Origin of the sequence: Streptacidiphilus melanogenes, assembly GCF_000787835.1 — a bacterium.
Lineage (GTDB): Bacteria > Actinomycetota > Actinomycetes > Streptomycetales > Streptomycetaceae > Streptacidiphilus > Streptacidiphilus melanogenes.
On sequence record NZ_BBPP01000002.1, the window covers coordinates 225,464 to 249,657 of the forward strand.

Below are 24,194 nucleotides of genomic sequence, written 5' to 3' on the forward strand. Positions count from 1 at the left end.
TGCGTGTGCGAGTCCGCGACCGGCACGCGGAGCGGCTCGGGCACGGGCGGCGGTGTGCTGTTGTCACCCTTGGAGCGGGCCACGTCGGAAACCTTCCTCAACCACTCGAAGGGCGCGGAACCGCCACCGCACAACCGCGGTCAGCGGGGCTCCGCGCCCCTGAACCGTGCAACGACCGCTCAGTCCTTCTTCTCTTCCAGGCGCGGGAAGAGGATCTCGCCCTTGGTCACCGTCACCCCGGCCGGGAGACGGCCCCACTGCCCGGCCTCCGCGATCCGCTGGTCGCCGAGAGCGCCCAGCACGGCCTCCGCGCCGAGGGAGTCCCACAGCAGCCCGGAGACGCGCGGCATGACCGGGTTCAGCAGGATCGCCACACCGCGCAGCGACTCCGCCGCCGCGTAGAGGATGGTCGCCAGACGCGCCTGGCCCTCGGGGGACTCGTCCTTGGCGACCTTCCACGGCTCCTGCTCGGTGAGGTAGCCGTTGACCTGCTTCACGAAGTCGAAGATCGCGGCGATGCCGCCCGCGAAGTCCAGCCTCTCGCCGATCTTCTCGTCGGACTCGGCCACGGCCTTGGCCAGCCCCTGGGCCAGCGCCGCCTCGGCCGGGCCGGAGGCCGTCGCCTCGGGCAGGACCCCGCCGAAGTACTTGCCGACCATCGCCGCCACGCGCGAGGCGAGGTTGCCGAAGTCGTTGGCGAGCTCGGAGGTGTAGCGGGCGGAGAAGTCCTCCCACGAGAACGAGCCGTCCGTGCCGAACGGGATCGCGCGCAGGAAGTAGTAGCGGTAGGCGTCGACGCCGAAGTGGGCCGTCAGGTCCTGCGGCGCGATGCCGGTCAGGTTGGACTTGCTCATCTTCTCGCCGCCGACCATCAGCCAGCCGTTGGCGACCACGCGCTTGGGCAGCGGCAGACCGTTGGCCATCAGCATGGCCGGCCAGATCACCGCGTGGAAGCGGAGGATGTCCTTGCCGACGAGGTGGACGTCGGCCGGGAAGGTGTCCTCGAACTTGGCCTGGTCGGCGCCGTAGCCGACCGCCGTGGCGTAGTTGAGCAGCGCGTCGACCCAGACGTAGATGACGTGCTTCGGGTCCCAGGGGATCTGCACGCCCCAGTCGAAGGTGGAGCGGGAGATCGAGAGGTCCTGCAGGCCCTGCTCGACGAAGCGCACGACCTCGTTGCGGGCCGACTCCGGCTGGATGAAGTCGGGGTTGGCGGCGTAGAACTCCAGCAGCTTGGGGCCGTACTCGGAGAGCTTGAAGAAGTAGTTCTCCTCCTTCAGCATCTCCACCGGCTTCTTGTGGATCGCGCAGATCTTCTGCCCCGCGAACTCACCCTCGCCGTCCAGCAGCTCGCCGGGAGCCTTGTACTCCTCGCAGCCCACGCAGTACGGGCCCTCGTAGCCGCCCTGGTAGATCTCGCCCTTGTCGTAGAGGTCCTGGACGAACTCCTGCACCCGGGCCGTGTGCCGGTCCTCGGTGGTGCGGATGAAGTCGTCGTTGGCGATCTCCAGGTGCTCCCAGAGGGGCTTCCACGCCTCCTCGACGAGCTTGTCGCACCACTCCTGCGGCGAGACGCCGTTGGCCTCGGCGGTGCGCATGATCTTCTGGCCGTGCTCGTCCGTCCCGGTCAGGTACCACACCCGCTCGCCGCGCTGGCGGTGCCAGCGGGTCAGCACGTCTCCGGCGACGGTGGTGTACGCGTGACCGAGGTGCGGTCGGTCGTTGACGTAGTAGATCGGCGTCGAGACGTAGTAGCTCTTGCCGGGGTTCTGGACGGCGGTCATGCCGCAATGGTATCGGCCGCCGGGGGTGGGCCTGTCCGGGTGACCGGCCTTCGGTCAGTCGGCTCGACGCGGGCTCCACCAGTGCCGGCGTCGCGACGTCCCCGGCTCCGGTCCCGTTGCCTCTGCCACCGCGGGCGACGGCCCGGCCGCCGCCCTGGCGTCGGACCCGGTCTCGTCCGGGGCGTCGGCCATGTGCTGCGACAGCAGTTCCGCCTGACGGGCGCTCTCGTCCTGGTACCGCCCCGCGTTCGCCCTGGCCACGCGCCCGGAGGCCATGATCCGCACATGCGGGCCGCCACAGCCGGGACAGGCCGGGTGCGTCAGCGGCGAGGCGACAGGTACGCCGTTGGCCTTGTAGCGGTAGACCATCTGGCCGTTGTAGTCGACGACGTGCTCGATCTCGTACGCCTGTTCCCAGACGAAACCGCAGTTCAGGCACGCGAAGGAGTAGGCCTCGTGGGCCGGCTCGAGCTTCGGTCGACGTGTGGGCGCGGAGGTTTCGCTCATGACGTGCTCCCAGTGCCCGGCGGGCGTCCGCCCGGAGCGGGACTTTCTCGTCCTCAATGATTTCCCCGCGACGCAGGCCATCCGCAGTGCCACGGGGTTTCTTTGGGGAGAGTTGGCTCTTCTTGGCGTCCCCGAGACCTCGCGTGGGGATTGCGGGGGCGCCTCTTGGTTCGCTGTTTGCCTATTCCGTCACCGTACGCCCCGTTCGGAGGAAAGGTAAGCGGAGCGTGAGACCGCCAGAAAGGGGGCAACGACCCAGGTCAGGAGCGGCTCGGAAGCGGAGTCGGGATCGGGTCGGGAGCGGCCCCGGCAGCGGCTCGGCAGCGCGTCAGGGGGCCGACTTGGCCGCCACGACGGCGTCGAAGACCTCCCGCTTGGGGAGCCCCGCCTCGACCGCGACGGCCGCGATCGCCTCCTTGCGGTGCTCGCCGGCGTCCACGCGCAGCGCGACACGCCTGGCCAGCTCGGCGGCGTCCACGGCGGCCGGCGCGGCCGCGGGCGCTCCCCCGACCACGACGGTGATCTCGCCCCGCACCCCGTCCGCGGCCCAGGCGGCGAGCTCGCCGAGCCGTCCGCGCTTGACCTCCTCGTAGGTCTTGGTCAGCTCCCGGCAGACGGCCGCGTCCCGCTCGGCGCCGAAGGCCTCGGCCATCGCCTTCAGCGACTCCTCGATCCGGTGCGGCGACTCGAAGAACACCATGGTCCGCGGCTCGGTGCCGAGCTCCCGCAGGCGGGCGGCGCGCTCACCGCCCTTGCGCGGCAGAAAGCCCTCGAAGCAGAAACGGTCCACCGGCAGCCCCGACAGCGCGAGCGCGGTCAACACCGCGGACGGCCCCGGCACGGCGGTGATCCGCACGCCCGCCTCGACGGCGGCGGCGACGAGCCGGTAGCCCGGGTCGGACACGGACGGCATCCCGGCGTCCGTCACCAGCAGCACGCGCGCGCCTCCGAGCAGGGCGTCGACCAGCTCGGGGGTGCGGCCCACCTCGTTGCCCTCGAAGTAGGAGACGATCCGCCCGGTCGGCGCCACGTCCAGCGCCTGCGCGAGCCGCCGCAGGCGCCGCGTGTCCTCCGCGGCGACGACGTCCGCCTCGGCGAGCTCCTTCGCCAGCCTCGGCGGCGCGTCCTCGACGTCACCGATGGGGGTTCCAGCCAGCACGAGTAGACCTGTCACACGCCCATCCTCCCATCTGCCCGAGCCCCGCCCTCGCAGCTCGACCCGGCCCGCACGCGCTGCGGATCCGCCGCATCCGGCGTCCGCGGCGCGGGTCCGCACAACCCGTCCGGCGGAGCCGGGCCCGGCTCCGCCGTGCTGTCCGGTGCCCGCCGGACAGGTGGCCGGGCTACGAGCGCTCCCGCCTGCGGGGGCGCGACGCCGGTCGGCCGGAGGGCTCAGTGCCTGCCCTGGGCGCGAGGGCGGCGGGACGCCCCACCTCAGGACCAGGTCGAGGCGGGCCCCTCTTGCGGGCTGAGGGTCTGGGGGAGGATCTGGGGGGAGGATCGGTTCCACCCTGCCCCGACCGGGTGCACACATCCCCGCCCGCAGGCGCGCCGTCCGCCCCGCCGGACGGAGTCGCGCCCTTCGGAAGCAGCGGGCCGAAGTGTCTCCTTGTGCCGAAGATCCCGTCGATCCTCTGGTCTGGACAGGATCGGCCCCTACGATGCTCGCGTGCATGAAGACAGGACGGACACGCTGACCGCCGCCACCGCGCAGGGGACGACGCCGCCCTCGCCGTGGGCGCGCAGACTCACGCGGTACGGGTACCGGCCGGGTGAGCGGACGTCCCTGCGGGCGCGGCTGGTGCCGCCGATGCCGGACGGGCCCGGCGTGCCGACCGGCGCGCCCTCGCCCGTGCTGGCGCGGCTTGGCCTGCACGTCCCGGCGGGGCTGTGGCAGTTCGTCTGCCGCTGGGCGGGCTGGATCGGACCGCTGATCCTCACCGGGTTCGCCGCCGCGATGACGTTCTGGAAACTCGGCACCCCGAACGCGATCATCTTCGACGAGACGTACTACGCCAAGGACTCCTGGTCCATCTGGCACTTCGGCTACGAGCGCAACTGGGCGGACAACGCCAACACGCTCATCATGCAGACGCCGCAGCACATCCCCACGCCCACCGGCCCCGAGTTCATCGCGCACCCGCCGGCCGGCAAGTGGGTGATCGGGATCGGCGAGGAGCTCTTCGGCCTGAACCCGTTCGGCTGGCGGTTCATGGTCGCGCTGCTGGGCGTCCTCGCCGTGCTGATCGTCTGCCGGATCGGCCGCCGGCTGTTTCGCTCCACGCTGCTCGGCTGCCTGGCGGGCCTGCTGCTGGCCGTGGACGGCATGCACTACGTGATGAGCCGCACCGGGCTGCTCGACCAGATGGTGATGTTCTGGGCCCTGTGCGCCTTCGGCCTGCTGCTGATCGACCGCGACCGCAGCCGCGCGCGCCTCGCCGACGCGGTCGGCGCGACCGTCGACAACCCCGACGCGCCGCCGAACCACGAGCTGGCGACCTCCGCCCGCCTCGGCTGGCGTCCCTACCGGATCCTTGCCGGTGTCTGCCTCGGCCTGGACTGCGCGACCAAGTGGAACGGCCTGTGGTTCCTGGCCCTGTTCGGCGTCATGACGGTGGTCTGGGACGCGACGGCCCGCAAGGCCGCCGGCGCCCGCCGTCCGTACCTGACGGCCGCGCTGCACGACGCACCCTGGGCGGTCGTGTCGATGGTCGTCGTGGCGCTGCTGACCTACGTCGGCTCCTGGTCCGGCTGGCTGGCCACCTCCGGTGGCTACGACCGCAACTGGGCCGCGGGCCGCAAGGGCCTGTCCCCGGACTCCATCGGACCGCTGCACCACCTGCCGCAGTTCGACATGACCTGGGTGCCCGCGGCGCTGCGCAGCCTGTGGCACTACCACTCGGAGATCTGGAACTTCAACACCAACCTGCACACCCCGCACACCTACATGTCCAACCCCTGGAGCTGGCTGGTCAACGCGCGGCCGGTGTCGTTCTACTACGAGTCGCCGACGCAGGGGAAGAGCGGCTGCACGGTCGCGCAGTGCTCCAGCGAGGTGCTCGGCATCGGCACGCCGCTGCTGTGGTGGACGGCCACGTTCGCGCTGCTCTACTGCCTGTACCGGTGGTTCTTCCGCCGCGACTGGCGGGCCGCCGCGATCTGCGTCGCCGTCGCGGCCGGTTACCTGCCCTGGTTCCAGTGGCAGCAGCGGACGATCTTCCTGTTCTACACGATCGACTTCGAGCCCTACCTCGCCCTGGCCGTCGCCTTCATGATCGGCGCCATGCTGGGGCACGCCCGCGCCCGGGGAGACCGCCGTCTGCTCGGCGCGATCGGAGCCGGTGTACTCATCCTCGCGATCATGGCCAATTTCCTGTATTTCCTCCCGCTCTACGACGCCCAGGTCATTCCGGTGGACGACTGGCGCGCCCGAATGTGGTGGCCCTCGTGGATCTGACGGGTCCGGCGGCCTCGGAACCCGAGTCGGAAATGGCGGGCCGTCAGCTGAACGCGGACGAATAACGGTTCTCCGATTCTCCTTCCGGGACTGTGAACGCACACGTACCATCCCTGCGACAAGCTGACGGTGCACGGGGGCACAGGCGTCACAGGCGCACCGTCACGGAGACAGGGGGAACGGGGTCGTGAACAAGGGAGCGAAGATAGCCGTCGCCTCAGTGGTGGCGGCGATGCTCGCGGGCGGGGGATACGCCGCCTTCAACATCGGGCACGCGCTGCTCGGCTCGCCGGGCGGCCCGGCGACCTTCAACGCGTCGGACCTCTCGACGGCGCCGCCTAGCTCCACGGCGGCTCAGGCGCAGGCCACCACGTTCCTGCAGGCATGGCAGGCGGGCCCCGGCCACTACGCGGATGCCGGAAAGGCCTCCGACTCCCCGCTGACCACCCAGGCGGCCCTGCAGAAGTACCACGACGGCCTCGGTCTGACGAGCGTCTCCTTCTCCCACATCACCGCGACCGGCACCTCCTCGGCCGGCGGGGCCGAGACGGTCGGCTTCGACGTCTCCGCGCAGGTCAAGGGCGGCACCTGGACCTACAAGGGCTCGCTCGACGTGGTGCAGAGCGGCAACGGCAAGACGGCGGTCCGCTGGGCGCCGTCGGTGCTGTACCCGTCGCTGGCCGCCGGGCAGTCGCTCCAGGCGGGACCGGTCACGACGAGCGCCGCGTCGACGACGATCACGGACCAGAACGGCGCCCTGCTCACCGCGGCCCAGTTCCCTTCCCTGGGGGACATCCTCTCCACGATCGCCCAGAACGGCACGGCCGCCGGTGGAGCGAGCGGAACCGGCGTCGAGGTCGTGGACAGCTCGGGCTCCAACGTTTCCGCCGCCAAGGTGTTCAGCCAGCCGAAGGCGGCGACGATCAGGACCACGATCGACGCGACGCTTCAGGCCCGGGCGGAGGCCGCGATGCAGCTCCCGCAGGTCAAGGGCAAGAGCACCGGGGTGGTCGTGGTCCGCCCCTCGGACGGTCACATCCTCGCGATCGCGTACAGCGGCGGCGTCGGCGACATCGCCATCAACAACCCTCAGGCGCCGGGTTCCTCGATGAAGATCCTCACCTCGGCCGCCCTCTTCGACCATGCCGGGATGTCGCCCTCCTCGACGGCCCCCTGCAGCACCGAGCAGACGGCGGCGTCCGAGCAGTTCCACAACGAACAGGACGTCCCGAACAACCCGAATGCGTCACTGATCGACGACTTCGCCCGCTCCTGCAACACCGGGTTCATCTGGGCGGGCTACGACAAGCTGGTGACGCACGGTCAGCCCTCCTCCGCCCTCGCCGACGAGGCCACGAACGTCTTCGGCTTCGGCTCGTGGTCCGTCGGCGGCGGCGTGCAGACGGCCGACCCCAAGATCCCGACGGACGAACAGGGGGGCGACAACGCGGCCCAGTTCATCGGCCAGGGACGGGTCGTGCTGACTCCGCTGCTCCTCGCCTCCGTCGCGGCGACGGTGCAGCACGGCTCGTTCGAGCAGCCCATCCTGATACCGGGCCAGAAGCAGACGTCCGCTCCTGCCAGCCTGTCCGGCAGCACGGACGCCTATCTCCAGCAGATGATGCGCGCCGTGGTCCGGCAACCGTACGGCACGGCCAATCCGGTTCTCGGCGGGTTGTCCGGCACGGTCGGTGCCAAGACGGGCACCGCGGAGACTCCGAACAACGGCACGGACGGCTGGATGACCGCGTACAACGACCGCATCGCCGTGTCGTCCGTGGTGATCGGCGGCAGTTCGGGTGCCGGGACCGCGGGCTACGTCGTACAGAAGCTGCTTGAGGCGACCGGCTCCTGAACCGAAGGGGCGAGCCCGGCCCCTCCTCAGGCGGCAGCCCCGAAGGGGTGCTCAGCCGTAGACGGCCTGGACGTTGTCCTTGGGCTCCGGCCGGTGGTTCGCGACCGGGCCCAGGGCGAAGGCGTTCAGCAGGTTCTCCGTGACCTTGGCGACGAAGGCGGCCGTGCGGGCGTTCATGCCGTGGTCGCCGCCGTCGTCGTGACCGCCCGCCATCAGGCCCTCGACCCAGCGCATGGTGCCCGAGGCGAAGACCCCGGCGCCGCTGCGCGCGGTGTAGTAGGCGGAGTCGGAGTGGCTGTGGTCGCCGTTGCAGACCAGCGGCGAGTGGGCCAGGATCTCGATCGGCCGCGGCGTCGGCGCCCCCGGCGTGACCCGGTCGTACTCGACGCCGACAAGGTGGTCGAAGGAGTCGCCGGCACGCACGCCCGTGCCCTCGAACAGCCAGTGGTCGGGGCTGCGCACGACGTAGGGCGCGTCGGTCGGGTAGCCCTCGTAGAGGACGCCCGTCATGGACGACTCCGGGTCGGCGGCCGGGCCGGAGCGGAAGTCTGTCGTGGTGAGCGCGCGGTCCTGCAGATAGGCGGGGTCGTCGCGGTAGTCCGTCTTGTAGCAGACCACGGTGCGGCCCGCGTCCTCCACCCGGATCCGGCGGAAGCAGGTGTTCGCGCCGAGGAAGGCGACGTTGGTGCCCGCGTCCCGGGCCTTGGTGACGGACTGTCGCTGCTGCGGCGTCCAGTACTCGTCGTGCCCGAGGGAGAGCACGGCCGTCGCGCCACCGAGTATCGACGGGTCGGTGTGCACGTCGATGCCCGTGGTGTAGGCCAGCGGCAGCCCGAGGCGTTCGGCCAGGACCACCACGGCCCGCTCGTAGGCGAGGAACTTCTCCGCGCCCTCGTCCGCGTAAGGGCGGTCGAAGGAGACCTTCAGCGCCCGGCTGCCGTAGCTGCCGTTCACACCCTGGTAGAGGCTGGTACCGCCCCACGTGTTGTACGCCTGCCAGGTCGCCGTGCCGTGCATGACCAGGACCCGCCCGTGGGCGTCCTGTGAACGCAGCACCAGCGGCACCCAGCGCTGACTGCCGTTCACGGCGTCGAGCCGCAGCAGGTAGGCGCCCTCGGGCCAGCCGCGGGTGTCCAGCGTCAGCGACGGCTTCCAGCTCGCCTTGACCGTCCGGGTGGCGGACTCGATGACGGGCGCGGCCTGCCGCTCGCCACGGATGCGCGCCGACCGCCACACCAGGCGGGCCTGCGTGCCCCCGTACCAGCCGACACGGTAGGCGGAGACGGTGAACCCGGACGCGGTCGTCGACACACTCAGGGCGACGGGCTCTCCGGGCCGGGCCGACGCCTTGTCGGTGTAGCCCTCGATGGCCTCGGGCGCACCGAGTCTGGCGATCCGCCAGTCGGCTGCCCCGGGCTTGGCGTTCTCGGCGAGCGTGGCCGCCGACTGCACGCCTGTCGGCACCGGCCCCGCCGACAGGGTGTGCCGGTTCCCGTGCACCGAGCGGGGGGTCGCGTCGCCCGACCCGCAGCCGCTCAGGCCGGCCACCCCGACGACAGCCCCCGCGACCGCCGCCGCCCCCAGCACCCCTCGACGTGTCAGTCCGCGTTCCGTGGCGGTGGGCGTGACCGCCCCCGCGTCCGCACTCGCCTCTTCGCCGGTGTTCGCGCCCGCGCCCGCTACTGCGCCGGCTTCTTCGCCCGTCTCGGTGCCATGGTCCACCCGCCCCGCCCTCCTCTCAGCCCATGCTCAGCCTCGGGTCGTCATCGAACGACACTACGCGCACGGGACGACACGGCCACTCGGGAGCGTCGAGGCGGCCACCCACGGCCGGAAGCCTCATCAGGCGAGGTGCGCAGACGGCGCGATGGTGCCGTGGCGGCCCGGTACTTCGGCTACGACCGAGCCGCGGCACTGGCCGCGTGACCGGCCTGGTCCGCGCGGTCGGCGCGTGCGGGTCGGTCACCGTGGGCGGCGCGGTCGGCATGGGCAGCCCGGTCGGTGCGCGTGGCGGCAGGACGCAGCAGGCGGTCGGAGTGGACCGGCCCCGCGTGCACCACATCCCGACTGTGAACCGAGTCGTCGGGCTCGGCCATGCCGTGAATCCCGGCTGGACTGTGAACAGCCAGCCGCGATGCCTCGCTGTGAACCGTGGCGGCATCGCCCGCGGGATCCTCACTGCTCGCCACCAGAACCGGCGGGACGGCAGGACGCCGGGTCCGCAGGGCCAGGCGCGGCCACAGCACGAGCAAGACCGGCAACTGGAGATAGCCGAACCGCCCCGCCGGGGCCAACAGGAAGGCGAGGGCGACACCCAGCGCCAGCCGGTCGCACGCCACACGCGCGTCGCGTGGCGGCCGGGCCACCAGCCAGAGGCAGACGGCCAGACCACTCAGCGCGAACAGGACCAGGGAGGCAGTCCTCCCGTCCGGGCCCATCTGGGCCAGGATGTGGCCCGGGAGCGGGCTGCCCGCAGGCGTCCGCACCTTCGACAGACCCAGCGGGAAACGGACCACCTGCTCCAGCATGGCCTGCGGGAAGGCCAGGGCGAAGGGCAGCACCAGCACGCCTCCCACCAGCCCAGTCCACAGCAGCCCGCGCAACGCCGACCGGCGTCCGCCCACCTGCAGGAGCAGCAGCAGTGCGACGGGCACGGCCGGCCACGCCGTCCACTTGAGCGCGCAGACGAGACCCAGCACCACCCCGGCGCGCGCCGCGTTCCCGCGTCCGGCCAGGGCCAGCGCCAGGATGCAGCCGCCGATCATCGGCAGGTCCACCCCGCTCACCGCCGCGGGCAGCGCGACCAGCGGTGACGCCACCACGGCCGCGAACGGCACCGCGAGCGGTCCGCCCCGCAGGATGCGCCAGGCCAGGACGAGACAGACCACGAAGGCCAGCAGGAACCAGATGCGCGCGTCACCCAGGACGGCGGGGAGCACCAGATGCGGGAAGCCGAACATGGCCATGCCCGGCAGGTACGGCGTGTAGCCCGTCCACTTGGCCGGGTGCGGCAGGTACGGGCTGCCCGTGTGCACCAGCCGGACGGCCGACTGCTGCACCACGAAGACCTCGGACTGTGCCTGACCGAGCACCAGCAGCAGCACGAGTGGGACCACGACCCCGCCCAGCAACGCGATGCCCACCGCGACACGGATCGGCCGGGCGGCGCTCCCCGACCGCCCGCGCGGAAGCAGGGCGGCGACCAGCGCGGCCAGCAGGTAGCCGGAGCCCGCCGACCAACCCCAGGCGCGCTGCGAAGCGAGGTTCGAGATCAGGGGGAACGCGAAGGCCCACCCGGCGCAGACTAGTGCCCCCAGCACCCACGGCGCACGGCCGTACGCCCCCGCCGCGCCGCCTCCCCGCAGCCCTGCACCGAGCTGCTGCACACGCTGACGCGGCAGCGGCAGACGCGCGGCGGCTCGCCGTGTCTCCCCCGAACGGGCATGAGTCGTCGTCACGGTGCCACATTAGGAAGCCCCGGCCCGGCCTGTCGTCACACCACAGGGTTGTTCACCCATCCTTCCCGGGTAGGGGGCACACGCATGCGCGGGCACGCTGGGTGACGACGTGTCCAGCCTGCGCAAAACCGCCATCCGGACGCCACCCGAACGGCGGTTCACAGCCTCCCGCGCGTCACTCCCCGCCCGCGAGGCCGTGTTCGTAGGCGAACACGACCGCCTGGGTGCGGTCGCGCAGTTCCAGCTTGGCGAGGATGCGCCCGACGTGGGTCTTGATGGTCTGCTCCGACAGCACCAGCTCGTCGGCGATCTCCGAGTTGGACAGCCCGCGGGCCACCTGCCGCAGCACGTCCAGCTCGCGGGCGGTCAGGCTCGCCACGGCCTCGGGCCGCAGGTTCCCGGCGCGCCGGCGGCGCGCCACGTCCGCGATGAGACGGCGCGTCACCGACGGCGCGAGCAGCGCCTGACCGGCCGCGATGACACGGACGGCGTTGATGAGGTCGCGCGCCGGGGCGTCCTTGAGCAGAAATCCGCTGGCCCCTCGTGCCAGCGCCTCGTACACGTACTCGTCGAGGTCGAAGGTGGTCAGGATGAGGACACGCGGCCCCTGCTCGCCGCCCGCGTCCACGATCGCGCCCGTCGCGGTGAGCCCGTCCATCCCCGGCATCCGGACGTCCATGACGACCACGTCGGGCGAGAGCTCCCGGGCCAGATGGACGGCCTTGATCCCGTCGCCGGCCTCGCCGACCAGCTCGATGTCGGGCGCGCTGGACAGCAGCGCGCCGAGCCCGTCCCGGACCATCTCCTGGTCGTCGACCAGCAGCACCCGAATCGTCTCCTGTGCATCCCGCGCGTCCCGCTGCCCGCTCTGACGCTGGTCCGCGTGTACGTCCGCGTACACACCCGGGTGCACCTCGGGCACGGTCTCCGTGATGCCCTCGGGCTGTGCCGTGTCCGCGGGCTCCGCCGCCTGTGTCACCGTTCCCCCTGTCCGTTCGGCCGTTCACCGGCGCGCCCGTCCCGCTGTCCGTTCACGTGCCTGTCGCCCATCTCCACGTCGAGGTGGCCACCCAGCGCATCGAGGCCGCCACCGCCGGGGTGTCCGGCTCCGGTGAGGTCGACACCGGCCGGTCCGCCGATTCCGTTCCTGCTGTTTCCGTCCGAGCTGGTGCTCGTGGTGCCGGTGTCCTCGTCACCGAGGCCGTTGGCGGTGAGGTCCTTGATGGTGATGCCGTTCGTGCTCGATTCTCCACGGCCCTCGCGGGTCCGCACACGCGGGCCGTCCATCGGCAGCCACGCCGTCACCGCGAAACCGCCGCTGCGGCGGTGGCCGGCGCGCAGCGTCCCGCCGAGCAGGGCGGCGCGCTCGCGCATGCCCGTCAGCCCGTGACCGCCGTTGCCGCCGGGCGGCAACGGCGCGCGACTGCCGCCGGGGCCGCCGTCGTCGATCACCTCGATCCGCACGCCGCCCGCGGAACGCTCCACCTCGATGGCCACATGCGCGCCCGGCGCGTGCCGGCCGGCGTTGCTCAGGGCCTCCTGGACGATCCGGTACACGGACACGTCCACGACCGACGGAACCCGGTCGGGGCCGCCGGTCAGCGTCAGGTCGACCTGCATCCCGGCCCCGCGGGCAGCTCGGACCATGTCCGGGATTCCGTCGATGCCGGGCTGGGGCGCGCGCTCCGCTCCCTCGTCCTCCTCGCGCAGCAGACCGATGACCCGCCGCATCTCCGTCAGCGCGGTGGTCGACGCCTCCCGGATCGCCGTGAACGTGCGCCGGGTCTGCTCGGGCAGGCCCGGCTCCTTGTAGGGGGCGGCCTCCGCCTGGATGGCGATCATCGACATGTGGTGCGCGACGACGTCGTGCAGCTCCCGGGCGATCCGGCTGCGCTCCTCCAGCACAGCCTGCCGGGCCAGCCCCGCGCGGCGCTGCTGTTCGGCCTGCTCCAGATGCCGTTCGGCCTCGAGCCGCGAGTGGATCGACTCCCCCAGCACCAGCACCAGCGTCACCGCGACGACCGCGACACCCAGCACCACCGGCGGCAGGTCGACCAGCAGCAGGGCGGGCAGCAGCACGGCCCCGGCCGTGAGCAGGTCGACTCCGATGGCGATGTCACGGCCGTAGCGCTGGGCGGTGACGAACACCAGGACCACGAACGCGATACAGGAGCTGACCGGCCACGGCCAGAACGGCGTCGGCGCGTGCCCCACCTCGGCGAAGGTCGCCAGCGTCAGCCCGAGCGTGCTCAGGCGCCAGGCGGCCAGCGGCCGCGAGACCACCAGCAGCAGCGGCAGCGCCTGCAGTGCGGCCAGCGCCCAGGCCAGGCTGCTGGGCACGAGCTGCACCAGCTGCTGGTCCGCGCTGGCCGCGAGCACGAGCACGACGACGAGACCGGTCACACCCAGCGCGAGCCGCGTCGTCCGCCCGAGCTGCGGCGCGAACGGCACATGCCGGTCCGGCGCCGCCCAGGCGGCATCCCAGAGCAGCCGCGCGACGCGGCGACCCCGCCCCCACGCGCGGCTCACAGCGTTCCGCAGTGCGCTCCCCATGACGGGGCCAGCGTAATCCGCTCCCAGGTCGCGGACACCCGGGGCGCAGCCTGAGATCGCCTCCGGCCCGGTTTTCCTTCGGTCGGTGCATCCGTTCACCCACGCGGCCGCTGTCCGAGCCACGGAGGCCGCCGGGCCCCGGCGCCGGAGGGCCGGAGGGCCGGAGGGCCGGAGGGCCGGAGGGCCGGAGGGCCGGAGGGCCGGAGGATCGCCGGCCCGCAGGGTCTACCGATCGCCCGGGCCGTCCGGTGGTCCGTTCGCCCGACCACCGGCCGACCGGCTCGTCGGTTCGTCGGTTCGTGCGTATGCCGCCTGCGCCCACGCTCGTACCTCCGGGCACGCCTGGCCCGGGCGCCGCCCGGAGGCCCTGTCGTTCGGAGGCCGTAGAGCCATTGACCCCTCGCCAGAGAGGCCTATACCTTCCCTCTCATTGGTCTATGCCAATGCTCCGATCTTCGTCTCGTCCGCTCTGTCTCGCTCCTCCCGCGCACCGCCCTTCCCGCGCTGCGCCCCCTTCTGCTTCGAGGCATCCCGTCGAGGAGAGTCCATGCCAGCGAACCGTCGTGCCGCCGTTCGTTCCGCGGCCGTCCGTCGTGCTGCCGTCGCCGCGGCGACCGCCGCCTGCGCCGCCGCGCTGATCGGCACCACGCCCGCCCACGCCGCCTCCCCCGCGTTCGGCGGTGGCGACGACCAGGGTCACTCCCAGAAGCAGCTCATCGGCTACTTCACCCAGTGGGGCATCTACTCCGGCTCGTTCGAGAAGAACCTGATCAGCAGTGGGGAGATCAGCCACATCACCGAGCTCGACTACGCGTTCAGCGACATCTCCACCGACGGCCTCTGCTCGAGCGGCGACAGCTGGGCCGACTACCAACGCCCCTTCGCCGCCTCCGAGTCCGTGAACGGGCAGGCGGATGCTCCGGGACAGGCGCTGCTGGGCAACTTCAACCAGCTGCGCGAGCTCAAGGCGCGCTACCCGCACCTGAAGATCGTGATGTCCATCGGCGGCTGGTCCTGGTCCGGCCAGTTCTCGCAGCTCGCCGCCAGCGCGGCGTCCCGGCAGAAGTTCGTCGCCTCCTGCGTCGACCAGTACCTGAAGGGCGACATCCCCGGCCTCCCGGCGGGAACCGCCGCGGGCATCTTCGACGGCTTCGCCGTCGACTGGGAGTACCCGGGCCTGCCCGGCAACGGCAACCCCTACGGCCCGCAGGACACGCCGAACTTCACCGCGCTCATGCAGGAGTTCCGCCACCAGCTCGACGCTGCCGGACGCGCGAGCGGCGAGCGCTACCTGCTGACCGCCAACACCTCCGCGAACCCCACCGCCGCCGCCAAGCTGCAACTGCCGCAGCTCGCCAAGGTCGTGGACTGGTTCAACGTCATGACCTTCGACTACCACGGCAGCTGGGAGGCGGCCGGCCCCACCGACTTCGCCTCCGCGCTCCACCAGGACCCGCGCGACCCGAATCCGACGGACAACCAGTTCAGCATCGATCAGGCTGTGCGCTACTACGAGCAGCACGGCGTGCAGCCCGACAAGATCGGTCTCGCCATCCCCTACTACGCCCACACCTGGACGGGCGTCGCGCCCGGCCCGCGTGGCGACGGGCTCTTCCAGCCCGCCACCGCGGGCGGCGGCACGCCCAACTACAACCAGGTCGTCACCGCCCCGGGGCAGACCTACTGGGATCCGATCGCCAAAGAGCCCTACAAGTACGACCAGGCCAGCGGCACCTTCTACACCTACGACAACCCGCTCTCCCTCTGGTACAAGGGCCAGTACATCCGGGAGCAGGGGCTGCGCGGCACCTTCGTCTGGTCGATGGACGGCGACACCGCCGATGGCAGCCTGACCGCCGCACTCGGCGCCGCGCTGGGCACCGGCCAGAACCACTGACGTTTCGGAGTCCTCGTCACGTCGCTGACCCCGCACGGTGCTTGCGCCTTCGCCTCGCGCTGTCGCCGCCCAGGCCACGGACAACCCCGGGCCTGGGTGGCGCACCTGCGGGCGTCATCCGGCGCGGCACGGCGGCTGCGGCGCCGGAGCCGGCTTACTCCCCGAGTGCGTGGGCGACTTCCGACCGGGTCGGCAGGGAGGGCTGAGCCCCTGCGAGCGTCGTACTGAGCGCTGCGGCGACATTCGCCCGGCGGACACCCTCGTGGAGTCCGTGACCGTCGACCAGGCTGCAGGCCAGCGCACCGCAGAAGGCGTCGCCCGCCGCGGTGGTGTCGAGCGGGGTGACCGGGTGGGGCGGAACGAAGGCAACCGCCCCGTCCTCGCAGAGCAGCGCGCCCTCCGCGCCCAGGGTGACCACGACAGCGCCGGGGCCGCGCAGTTGCCGGGCCGCGTCGGCGACGGCGTGCAGGTCCGGGAGGCTGTGCCCGACCAGGCTCGCCAACTCCTCGCGGTTCGGCACCAGGATGTCGACCATGTGCAGGAGATCGAGGGTCAACTCGCGGGCCGGGGCGGGGTTCAGCAGGACCGTTCCGCCCGCCAGCCGGGCCGCTGCGGCGACGGTCTCGGGCGGGACCTCATGCTGGAGGAGAGTGACGGTCGCATCGCGGAGCAGTGCTCCCTCGGAGGCGCAGTGCTCCGGGGAGAGAGCGGTGTTCGCACCCGGACTCACGATGATCGAGTTCTCACCGGTCGTGTGATCCACGGCGATGAACGCCCGACCCGTCGGAAGCCCGTCGACCGGCAGGACCCGAGTGGTGTCCACGCCCTCCAGATCCAGCACACGCCGCAGCCGGGCACCCGCGTCGTCGGCCCCGACGCGCCCCAGCATCGCCACCGAGGCGCCCAGCCGCGCCGCGGCCACCGCCTGGTTCGCACCCTTGCCGCCCGGATGCTCGGCGAGATCGCCGCCCAGCACGGTCTCCCCCGGTCGCGGATGCCTGGGCACCGGCACGACCAGGTCAAGGTTGATGCTTCCGACGACAGCGATCTTCGGCATGCAGCCACCCTAGGCCCTGGGCGCCCCGCCCGACCCGTCCGCCGCCGAGTCTTCTGACCGTGGCCAGCCATATCCGGGTCCGGGCCGCCATATCCCGGTTCCGGGCCGCCATGCGTGGGCTCAACCCGACAGGACGGCCTGCATGACGGCCTTCGCGATCGGAGCCGCCAGACCGCCGCCGCTGATGTCGGCACGGTTGGCGTCGCTGTCCTCGATCACCACCGCGACCGCGACGGGCGAGGCAGCCGTGGCGCTGGGCTTGGCGTACGAGATGAACCACGCGTAGGGCGTGCCGCTGTTGCCGACGCCGTTCTGCGCCGTCCCGGTCTTCCCGCCGACGACCACCCCGGGGATCTGCGCGTTCGTGCCCGTACCGCTGTCGACCACGCCCACCATCGCCTGCTGGATCTGCGCGGCGACGTCCGCCGAGAACGGCCGGCTGAACGTCCTGTTCCCAAAGGTCCGCACGGTACTGCCGTCGGCCCGGGTCAGCTTGTCCACCAGCCGCGGCTGCATCAGCGTCCCGTTGTTCGCCACCGCAGCCGCGACCTGGGCCATCTCCAGAGGCGTGGCGGCGGTGTCGTACTGACCGATGGAGGACAGCGCCAGGAAGGCCTGACTCGTCAGGTCGGTGTCGAAGTTGCTCCTTGCCACTCCCACCGGGATCGTCTGGCTGGACTGGTTGAAGCCGAGTGCCTCCGCCATCCGCACCATGTTCTGCTCGCCGACGTCCACACCGGCCTTGCCGAAGACGGTGTTGCACGACACCTGGAGCGCGTAGGCGAGCGTCGCGTTCGTGCAGGCGTCGCTCGCCGACTCGTTGGTGATGGGGTGGTCCGTGTCCTTGGGCGTGTACGGGTCCGGCGAGTTCGTCGGGACGTCGACCCCGCTGTAGAGCCCGTACTGAAGGGCTGCGGCGAGCGTCACGACCTTGAAGGTCGAGCCCGGCGGATAGGTCTGGCGCAGTGCGCGGTTCAGCATCGGCTGGGTCGTGTCCGCATTCAGCCGCGTCCAGTCGGCGACCGTGGCCGGTCCGGTGCCGGTGATCCCGTTCGGGTCGTAGGACGGGGTGCTGGCCAGGGCCAGGATTCGTCCCGTCGTCGGTTCGATCGCGGCCACGGCGCCGCGTTTGCCGCCGAGCCCCTGGAACGCGGCGCGCTGCGCCTTGGGGTTGATCGTCGTGAACACGTTGCCGCCCGGCACGGTGGCCCGGGAGACCGCGTCCCAGACCGGGTTCGTCGAAAGCCGGCTGTCCTGACCGGTGAGGATCTGGTCCTCGACGCCTTCGAGGAGGGTGTTGCCGTAGGTCTGTGAGGAGAAGCCGGTGACCGGCGCGTAGAGCGGGCCGTCGGTGTAGGTCCGCTGGTAGGCGAGGGTGCCGCCGGTCTTCTTGGACCCGGTGACGGTATCTCCCGCCACCATGATGTTCCCGCGGGGTTGGCTGTACCGGGCGATGACGTTGCGTTGGTTCGCCGAGTTCTCGTTGAGCGACTTGGCCTGAAAGACCTGCAGCCGCGTGGCGTTGGCGAGCAGGAGCAGGATCAGCGCCAGACAGAAGAGCCCGGCCCGGCGGCCGGTTCGGCTCAGCGAGAGCCGCACGGCGCCGGGCGGCGGCCCTGGTCGGCCGCCCTGGTCGCCCTGCCCACGCGTGGTCCTCCGGTTCATGCGTGCGGCACCGCCAGCGTCTCGTCGTCGTCCCTCGCCTCATCGTCGCCCCGGTCTTCGTCGGCCCGCTCGCCTTCGCTGCCGTCGTCGCGGTCGGCGTCGCGGCCGGCGTCGTCGCGGTCGTTGTCGTCACGGCCAGGTCCGGTGCGGGACGCGACACCCGCGTCGGTGCCCGGGGGCGGGGTGATCAGTTGCGGGACCGGCGGGCGGGGGCGGCGTGCCGCGTCCCCGAGCTTCACCAGCAGCGCGATCAGGATCCAGTTGGTCACCAGCGAGGAACCGCCCTGGGCGAGGAACGGCATGGTCATCCCGGTGAGTGGGATGAGATCGGTGACACCGCCGGCCACCACGAAGACCTGGAGTGCCAGCAGGGAGGCGAGGCCGATGGCCAGCAGCCGCCCGAAGGGGTCCCGCAGCTCGCGGCCGATCCGGTAGCCGCGGACCACGACGATCGCGTAGAGGAGAAAGAGAGCGGCCAGGCCGACCAGGCCGATCTCCTCGCCGAAGGTCGCCAGGATCCAGTCCGACTTCACCGCGAAGCCGATCAGGTACGAGTGCCCGAGCCCGAGGCCGGTGCCGAGCAGGCCGCCCGCCGCGAAGGCGAACATGGACTGGGCGAGCTGGCTGGGCCCCTGCCCCAGTCGAATGGTCCGCATCGGGTCGAGCCAGTCGAGAAAGCGGACGTGGACGTGCGGCTCCCACAGCGCCACCGGAACCACCGCGACGCCGACGAGGAGCAGACCCACCGCGATCCAGCCCGTCCGTGCCGTCGCGACGTAGAGCATGACCACGAAGAGACCGAAGAAGATCAACAGGGTCCCGAGGTCCTGTTCCAGGAAGAGGATCACGGCGCCGATCAACCAGATCAGCAGGATCGGGCCGAGATTGCGGCCACGGGGCAGCTCGAGCCGCCAGATCCGGCGTCCGGTCAGGGCGAGGGCGTCGCGGTGCTGGGCCAGGTAGGAGGCGAAGAAGATCGCCAGCGCAATCTTGGCGATCTCGCCCGGCTGGAAGGAGAGCGGGCCGATCTTGATCCAGATCTTGGCCCCGTAGACCGCGGGCAGGAAGGCCGGGATGATCATCAGCAGCAAGGTGCTCAGGGCCAGCACGTAGGCGTAGCGCTGCAGGACCCGGTAGTCGCGCAGCAGGACGACGACGGCGATGAACAGCCCGACGCCGACCATCGACCAGATCAACTGCGTCGGCGCGGTGCTGTCGTTCGGGGTGGACCGGTCGAGGCGGTAGATGACCACCAGCCCGAGGCCGTTGAGCAGAACCGCGATCGGCAGCAGCAGCGGGTCGGCGTAGCGTGCCCACCGCCGGACGGCCAGGTGCGCGAGCAATGCGAGGCCACCCAGGCCGAGGCCGTAGCGCAGGGTGTCCGACGGCACCCTGCCGTCCATGTTCGAGCCGACGTCGGCGTAGCCGTACGCGGCGATCGCAACGGCCAGGGCCAGCAGAAGCAGCTCGACCCAGCGTCCGCTGCGCGGCTCCGGCTGCTCGGCGCGCGCCGTCGTACCCTCCGGCGCCCCGAAGCCGCCGCCGGACAGTGTCGGCGACGCCTCACTCCCCCGCGATCGCAGGAGCGGGCGCCGGCGGCGCGCACTCCGGGACCGACCGGGGTCAGGCGGCGTGGGCGGCACCCGCGCGCACGGCGGCGACCGCCTCGCGGAGGCGGTCCTCGTCGGCCGAGCTCAGCGAGGTCTGGATGATCCGGCCACCGTAGGGCGCCGGCTCCGGCAGCACCTTCTGCACGACTGCGTCGCCCTCGACGAGCTCGGCCCGGACCTGCTCGGCGGGAGCCACGTCGGGATGCGCGACGGCGATGAGGCTGCTCATGGAGGTTCCCTTCGAGTCTCTCCGAGACGTCGGTCAGGAGGGAATCTACCGAGAGGCTCCATATTTGTCCGATTTGTTCTCAGCGTGTCGGGGCCGCTGAACGGACGGGCCCACCTGCTGCTGGTCGGCGCCCTCCGCGCGAACGCCCGGGGTCGCGTACTCGACATCCGTTTCGAGAGTGAATCCGATCTCCGCGCCGCCGCCGACGCGGTTGCGGGCGAAGACCTCCCCGCCGTGCTCCTCGGCCACCTCGCGGACGATCGACAGCCCCAGGCCCGAACCGGGCAGGCTGCGAGCGGCCGTCGCCCGGTAGAAGCGGTCGAAGATCCGATCCAGATCCTCCGGCTCCACCCCAGGACCACGGTCCAGCACGGTGATCCGGTCGGCCCGGACCACCACCCGGATCTCCTCCGGCCCGGAGGAGAACTTGGCCGCGTTCTCCACCAGGTTCGTCAGCGCGCGCTGCAGCGCCTGCGGGCGGACGACGGCCACCACCGGGTCGGCCTCGACCACGATGTCCCGACCTGTTCGACGACGGGTCAGATCGGCCACCCGCTCGGCCAGCTCGTCGAGCTCCGTCTGCGTCGGCACCTCGGTGCTGCGGCGGTCGTTCGCCAGCTCCACCAGCTCGTTGACCAGGACCGTCAGCTCACGGGTCTCGGTCTCCAGGTCGTCCAGCAACGCGCTGCGGGAGGCCGGGGAGAGCCGATCCATCCGGCGCAGGGCGGCGATGTTGGTGCGCAGCGAGGTCAGCGGGGTGCGCAGCTCGTGCCCCGCATCCTGGACCAGTCGGCGCTGGTCCTCCTTGGACCGCGCGAGCCGACCGAGCATGTCGTCGAAGGCGCGCGCCAGTCGGCCGATCTCGTCCCGGCCGCGCTGCGGCACGTCCAGGGTCAGCTCACCGGTCGCCGAGACCTGCTCAGCGGTGGCCGTCAGCCGCACCAGGCGCCGGGTGATCCGCCCCGCCACCCACCATCCGGCCGCGCCCGCCGCCACCATCACGGCGCCGGCCGTCAGCGCGATCCGCACCATCAGCGAGCCCAGCAGATCATCGGTGGCGCTGAGCCGTTCCGAGAGCATCACCGCTCCGCGCCCGCCGCCCAGGGAGACGGTCACCACCCGGTAACGGTCACCGCCGGTCACCTCGGTGACGTTGCCCGTCTTCCCAGCCGCCGCGCTGCGGGCCAGATGCTGGTCCTCCGCGCTGATCGGCAACGGGTCCATCTCGCTGTTCTGCTTGTTGGCGTACTGCAGGACCTTGCCGTCCGAACCGAGCACCTGCAGCCCGATGTCACCGGAGTGCGTCAGCTGGTCCACCAGATGGTCCTGGCTCGCCGGCGTGGAGACGAAGTCGTGGGCGTTGAGGTCCAGGGTCTGCGCGTCCGCGACCAGCGTGCTGAGCGAGGCCTGGAAGTCCTTGGCCCGGTCCTGGCGGATCAGGGACGCGGCCGAGGTGTAGCCGAGCCCGCCGACGAGCACGGTGACCAGCGCCGCGAGCCCGGCGAAAGCGATCGCGAACCGGAGCCGCAGGCCTATGTTGGCCCGGAGCCGACTCACGGCTCTCGCAGCGTGTAACCCACACCTCGGACGGTGTGGATGAGCGGGGTGCGGCCAGGGGTGTCCAGCTTGCGCCGCAGATAGCCGATGTAGACCGCCAGGTTCTTCGAGCCCGGCCCGAAGTCGTAGCCCCAGATCCGGTCGTAGACCGTGCTGTGGTCGAGCACGATCCCCGCGTTGCGGGCCAGCAGCTCCAGCAGGTCGTACTCGGTCCGCGAGAGCTGGATCTCCTCCCCGGCACGCCAGACCCGGCGCGCGGTCGAGTCGATGCGCAGGTCGTCGACCTCGATCAGGTCGTGCCCGGCTGTGACGGACTCCACCTCGACCGGGTCCGCCGAGACCGCGGGCACCGCGGCGCGCCGCAGCAGGGCGCGCAGCCGTGCCAGCAGCTCCTCCGCCTCGAACGGCTTGAGCATGTAGTCGTCCGCGCCGGCGTCCAGTCCGGCCACACGGTCGGAGGTCTCCACCCGCGCGGTCAGCATCAGGATCGGCACGTTGTCGCCCTCGGCCCGCAGCACCCGGCAGACGGCGAGCCCGTCGATCCCGGGCATCATCACGTCCAGGACCAACACGTCCGGACGTTGCTTGTGGACGGAGGCCAGCGCCTCGATGCCGTCGGACACCGGAGTCACCTGATACCCCTCCAGGGTAAGCAGGCGGTCCAGGGAATCACGGATGGCACGGTCGTCCTCGGCCAGCAGCACAGTCGGCGTCACGACATCGATTCTCCACGACGACATGAGGAACCGGTAAGAGGCCTTGTGCCGTAGCGCCCGCGACACGTCCCGGCAGTTCTTCTTCGGGCCCCTCGGGCGCCCTGGGCTCGGTCCGCCCGTGCCCCTCTCGGTGCTCCCCGGCTGCAAGCACCCGTGGGCCGCCCCACCGTGGCAGCTCTCCCCCGCCGGGCCGGCAGCGTCGATGCGGGCCCTGACGAGAGACGACGCCAACCCCGCGTCGAGCCTCTGGCCAGACTTCGGCGCAGGATTCACTCTCCCGATAGCCGAGCCCAGGTCATGGCCTCCGCCACCGGTGCGTGTTCGATTCTGCCGCAGCGTGGCACGGCGCGGGATTGCGGCCGGTCAGCCAAAGGGGAAGCCATTTGTCCGCGCTCGGTGATACACAGTCAGCATGACGACGACTCCAGAATTCGAACAGAATCTGCGCCGCGTCGAGGAGCGGTCCGCCGCTTTCCGTACGGCCCTCGCAGCCACCGTGACAGGAGCCGACCTCGCCGTCCCGCTCGACGCGAAGGTGCCCAGCTGCCCGGAGTGGACGCTGCGCGACCTGGCCGTGCACCTCGGCATGGTGCACCGGTTCTGGGCCGCCACGGTCGCAGCCGGCCCGGCCGACGTGCCCCTGCCGGAAGAGGATTTCCCCGCCCCCGAGGGGCTCGACGCCGAGGAGCTGGCGGCCTGGTCCCGGGCCGGCACGGAGGAGCTGCTGTCCGCCCTGCGTGCGGCCGGTCCGGATGGCGGGTGCTGGACGTGGTGGGGGGCGTCCGACACAGCGCAGACCGCCGCGGCCGTCGGCCGACACCAGGTCGCCGAGGCCCTGGTCCACACCTACGACGCGCAGCTCGCCGTCGGCCGCCCCGAAGCACTGCCCGGCGCGGAGGCGCTCGACGCGGTCGACGAGTTCCTGCACGTCGGATGTGGCGCGGCGGGGCCGTGGCGGTACACACCCGCGACCGTGGCGCTGCGAGCGGCGGAGGGGCGTGGCTGGCTGCTGGAACTGACCGCCGAGGGCTCGCGCGCCCGGCCGCTCCCCGAGGACGGGGCCACGGACAGGGCTCCGGATGTCCCCGGCCCGACGGTGACGGCACGGGGCACCGCGAGCGATCTGGTGCTCGCCCTCTACGGGCGCATCCCGATGGAGTCGCTCGGCATCGACGGCGACGGCGAGGTCCTCGGTCGACTGCGGGTCTGGCAGCCCTCCGAGTAATGAAGTGATCATGTGGTGCGGCGGCCGCGAGGCCGCCGCACCGGTCCGGCCTGTCCGATCGCAGGCGCCGGCGACACGAGAAGAGGACGACGTGCCCGTGCAGCACCACATTCGGCCTGCAGGAATGCCTCCGGTCAACGGCTACAGCCACGCGGTCGCCGCGGTCGGCACGCTCGTGGCCGTCTCCGGCCAGGTGCCCCTCGACGCGAGTGGCGCTCTGGTCGGCGGCCGAGGTCCGGCCGGCACTCCGGCGGATCCGGAGGCCCAGGTCCGCCAGGTGTTCGAAAACCTCGGCGCGGCGCTCACCGCAGCCGGGGCGGGCTGGAATGACGTCGCCAAACTCACCGTCTTCCTCACCGACCTGGCCGATCTGCCGATCTTCCGGGCCGTGCGCGACGAGTTCGTGGACACCGGTCGCCCGCCGGCGTGCTCCCTGGTCCAGGTCGCGGCCCTGGTCCACCCGGAATTCCGGGTGGAGATCGACGCGCTGGCGGTAGTGTCCGGCTGACCTGCCCGTGGCGGCCAAAGGGCCTGAGCCGCCTGAAGCAACGGGCGTCGACGGACGCCGCCTCCGCGAAGTGCCACCGTCCACGAAGACGCCACCGTTCAGAAAGGCGTGCGCAT

At 71.7% G+C, this 24,194-nt stretch carries 18 protein-coding genes; 5 read left to right on the plus strand and 13 right to left on the minus strand.

Annotation, left to right across the window (positions count from 1 at the left end):
- Positions 1-179 precede the first annotated feature (179 nt).
- The 3 genes from metG to rsmI form a co-directional block, all read right to left on the minus strand.
- Entirely contained in the window at positions 180-1,784 is a 1,605-nt protein-coding gene (metG, locus tag TR49_RS02910; protein WP_042376760.1) for a methionine--tRNA ligase, read from the minus strand.
- A gap of 54 nt (positions 1,785-1,838) precedes the next feature.
- Complete coding sequence (locus TR49_RS39585; protein ID WP_052433934.1) at positions 1,839-2,291, minus strand: hypothetical protein; 453 nt, start codon at positions 2,289-2,291, stop codon at positions 1,839-1,841.
- A gap of 328 nt (positions 2,292-2,619) precedes the next feature.
- Entirely contained in the window at positions 2,620-3,465 is an 846-nt protein-coding gene (rsmI, locus tag TR49_RS02920) for a 16S rRNA (cytidine(1402)-2'-O)-methyltransferase (RefSeq protein WP_042376762.1), read from the minus strand.
- Between the two features lie 495 nt (positions 3,466-3,960).
- Between rsmI and TR49_RS02925 the strand changes: the two genes are divergently transcribed.
- Complete coding sequence (locus TR49_RS02925) at positions 3,961-5,748, plus strand: dolichyl-phosphate-mannose--protein mannosyltransferase (RefSeq protein ID WP_236653193.1); 1,788 nt, start codon at positions 3,961-3,963, stop codon at positions 5,746-5,748.
- A gap of 187 nt (positions 5,749-5,935) precedes the next feature.
- A complete protein-coding gene (locus tag TR49_RS02930; protein WP_236653194.1) occupies positions 5,936-7,603 on the plus strand; it encodes a penicillin-binding transpeptidase domain-containing protein in 1,668 nt (555 codons plus the stop codon).
- A gap of 51 nt (positions 7,604-7,654) precedes the next feature.
- Here TR49_RS02930 and TR49_RS02935 read toward each other — a convergent pair whose 3' ends face one another.
- The 4 genes from TR49_RS02935 to TR49_RS02950 form a co-directional block, all read right to left on the minus strand.
- Positions 7,655-9,325, minus strand: a complete 1,671-nt coding sequence (locus TR49_RS02935) for a N,N-dimethylformamidase beta subunit family domain-containing protein (RefSeq protein WP_236653195.1) — start codon at positions 9,323-9,325, stop codon at positions 7,655-7,657.
- A gap of 173 nt (positions 9,326-9,498) precedes the next feature.
- Positions 9,499-11,061, minus strand: a complete 1,563-nt coding sequence (locus TR49_RS02940; protein WP_152627028.1) for a glycosyltransferase 87 family protein — start codon at positions 11,059-11,061, stop codon at positions 9,499-9,501.
- A 175-nt stretch (positions 11,062-11,236) separates the two neighbouring features.
- On the minus strand, positions 11,237-11,893 hold the full coding sequence (locus tag TR49_RS02945) for a response regulator (protein WP_268874049.1): 657 nt from the start codon (positions 11,891-11,893) through the stop codon (positions 11,237-11,239).
- Between the two features lie 143 nt (positions 11,894-12,036).
- Positions 12,037-13,614, minus strand: a complete 1,578-nt coding sequence (locus TR49_RS02950; protein WP_084724494.1) for a sensor histidine kinase — start codon at positions 13,612-13,614, stop codon at positions 12,037-12,039.
- A 547-nt stretch (positions 13,615-14,161) separates the two neighbouring features.
- Between TR49_RS02950 and TR49_RS02955 the strand changes: the two genes are divergently transcribed.
- Positions 14,162-15,511, plus strand: coding sequence for a glycoside hydrolase family 18 protein (locus TR49_RS02955; protein WP_042376765.1), 1,350 nt, complete (start codon positions 14,162-14,164; stop codon positions 15,509-15,511).
- Positions 15,512-15,665: 154 nt separating this feature from the next.
- Here the strand turns inward: TR49_RS02955 and rbsK are convergent, their stop codons facing one another.
- The 6 genes from rbsK to TR49_RS02985 all read right to left on the minus strand — a co-directional run bounded on the left by rbsK (position 15,666) and on the right by TR49_RS02985 (position 22,345).
- On the minus strand, positions 15,666-16,568 hold the full coding sequence (gene rbsK, locus TR49_RS02960) for a ribokinase (protein ID WP_042376766.1): 903 nt from the start codon (positions 16,566-16,568) through the stop codon (positions 15,666-15,668).
- Between the two features lie 120 nt (positions 16,569-16,688).
- The gene (locus TR49_RS02965) at positions 16,689-18,155 is read right to left on the minus strand and encodes a penicillin-binding transpeptidase domain-containing protein (RefSeq protein ID WP_042377085.1); all 1,467 of its coding nucleotides are present in this window, start codon (positions 18,153-18,155) and stop codon (positions 16,689-16,691) included.
- A gap of 74 nt (positions 18,156-18,229) precedes the next feature.
- Positions 18,230-19,636, minus strand: a complete 1,407-nt coding sequence (locus TR49_RS02970; protein WP_152627044.1) for an FtsW/RodA/SpoVE family cell cycle protein — start codon at positions 19,634-19,636, stop codon at positions 18,230-18,232.
- Positions 19,637-19,856: 220 nt separating this feature from the next.
- A complete protein-coding gene (locus TR49_RS02975; RefSeq protein WP_042376768.1) occupies positions 19,857-20,072 on the minus strand; it encodes a DUF1269 domain-containing protein in 216 nt (71 codons plus the stop codon).
- A 45-nt stretch (positions 20,073-20,117) separates the two neighbouring features.
- Entirely contained in the window at positions 20,118-21,629 is a 1,512-nt protein-coding gene (locus tag TR49_RS02980) for a sensor histidine kinase (protein ID WP_063770007.1), read from the minus strand.
- Complete coding sequence (locus tag TR49_RS02985) at positions 21,626-22,345, minus strand: response regulator transcription factor (protein ID WP_042376770.1); 720 nt, start codon at positions 22,343-22,345, stop codon at positions 21,626-21,628. The genes TR49_RS02980 and TR49_RS02985 overlap by 4 nt, the downstream gene beginning before the upstream one ends.
- A 412-nt stretch (positions 22,346-22,757) precedes the next feature.
- Here TR49_RS02985 and TR49_RS02990 point away from each other — a divergent pair, with 412 nt between their 5' ends.
- Together TR49_RS02990 and TR49_RS02995 are read left to right on the plus strand one after the other, a co-directional pair.
- Positions 22,758-23,570: a maleylpyruvate isomerase family mycothiol-dependent enzyme gene (locus TR49_RS02990; protein ID WP_042376772.1), complete on the plus strand. Its 813-nt coding sequence runs from the start codon at positions 22,758-22,760 to the stop codon at positions 23,568-23,570.
- 124 nt (positions 23,571-23,694) lie between these two features.
- Positions 23,695-24,078: a RidA family protein gene (locus TR49_RS02995; RefSeq protein WP_236653196.1), complete on the plus strand. Its 384-nt coding sequence runs from the start codon at positions 23,695-23,697 to the stop codon at positions 24,076-24,078.
- Positions 24,079-24,194: the final 116 nt, after the last annotated feature.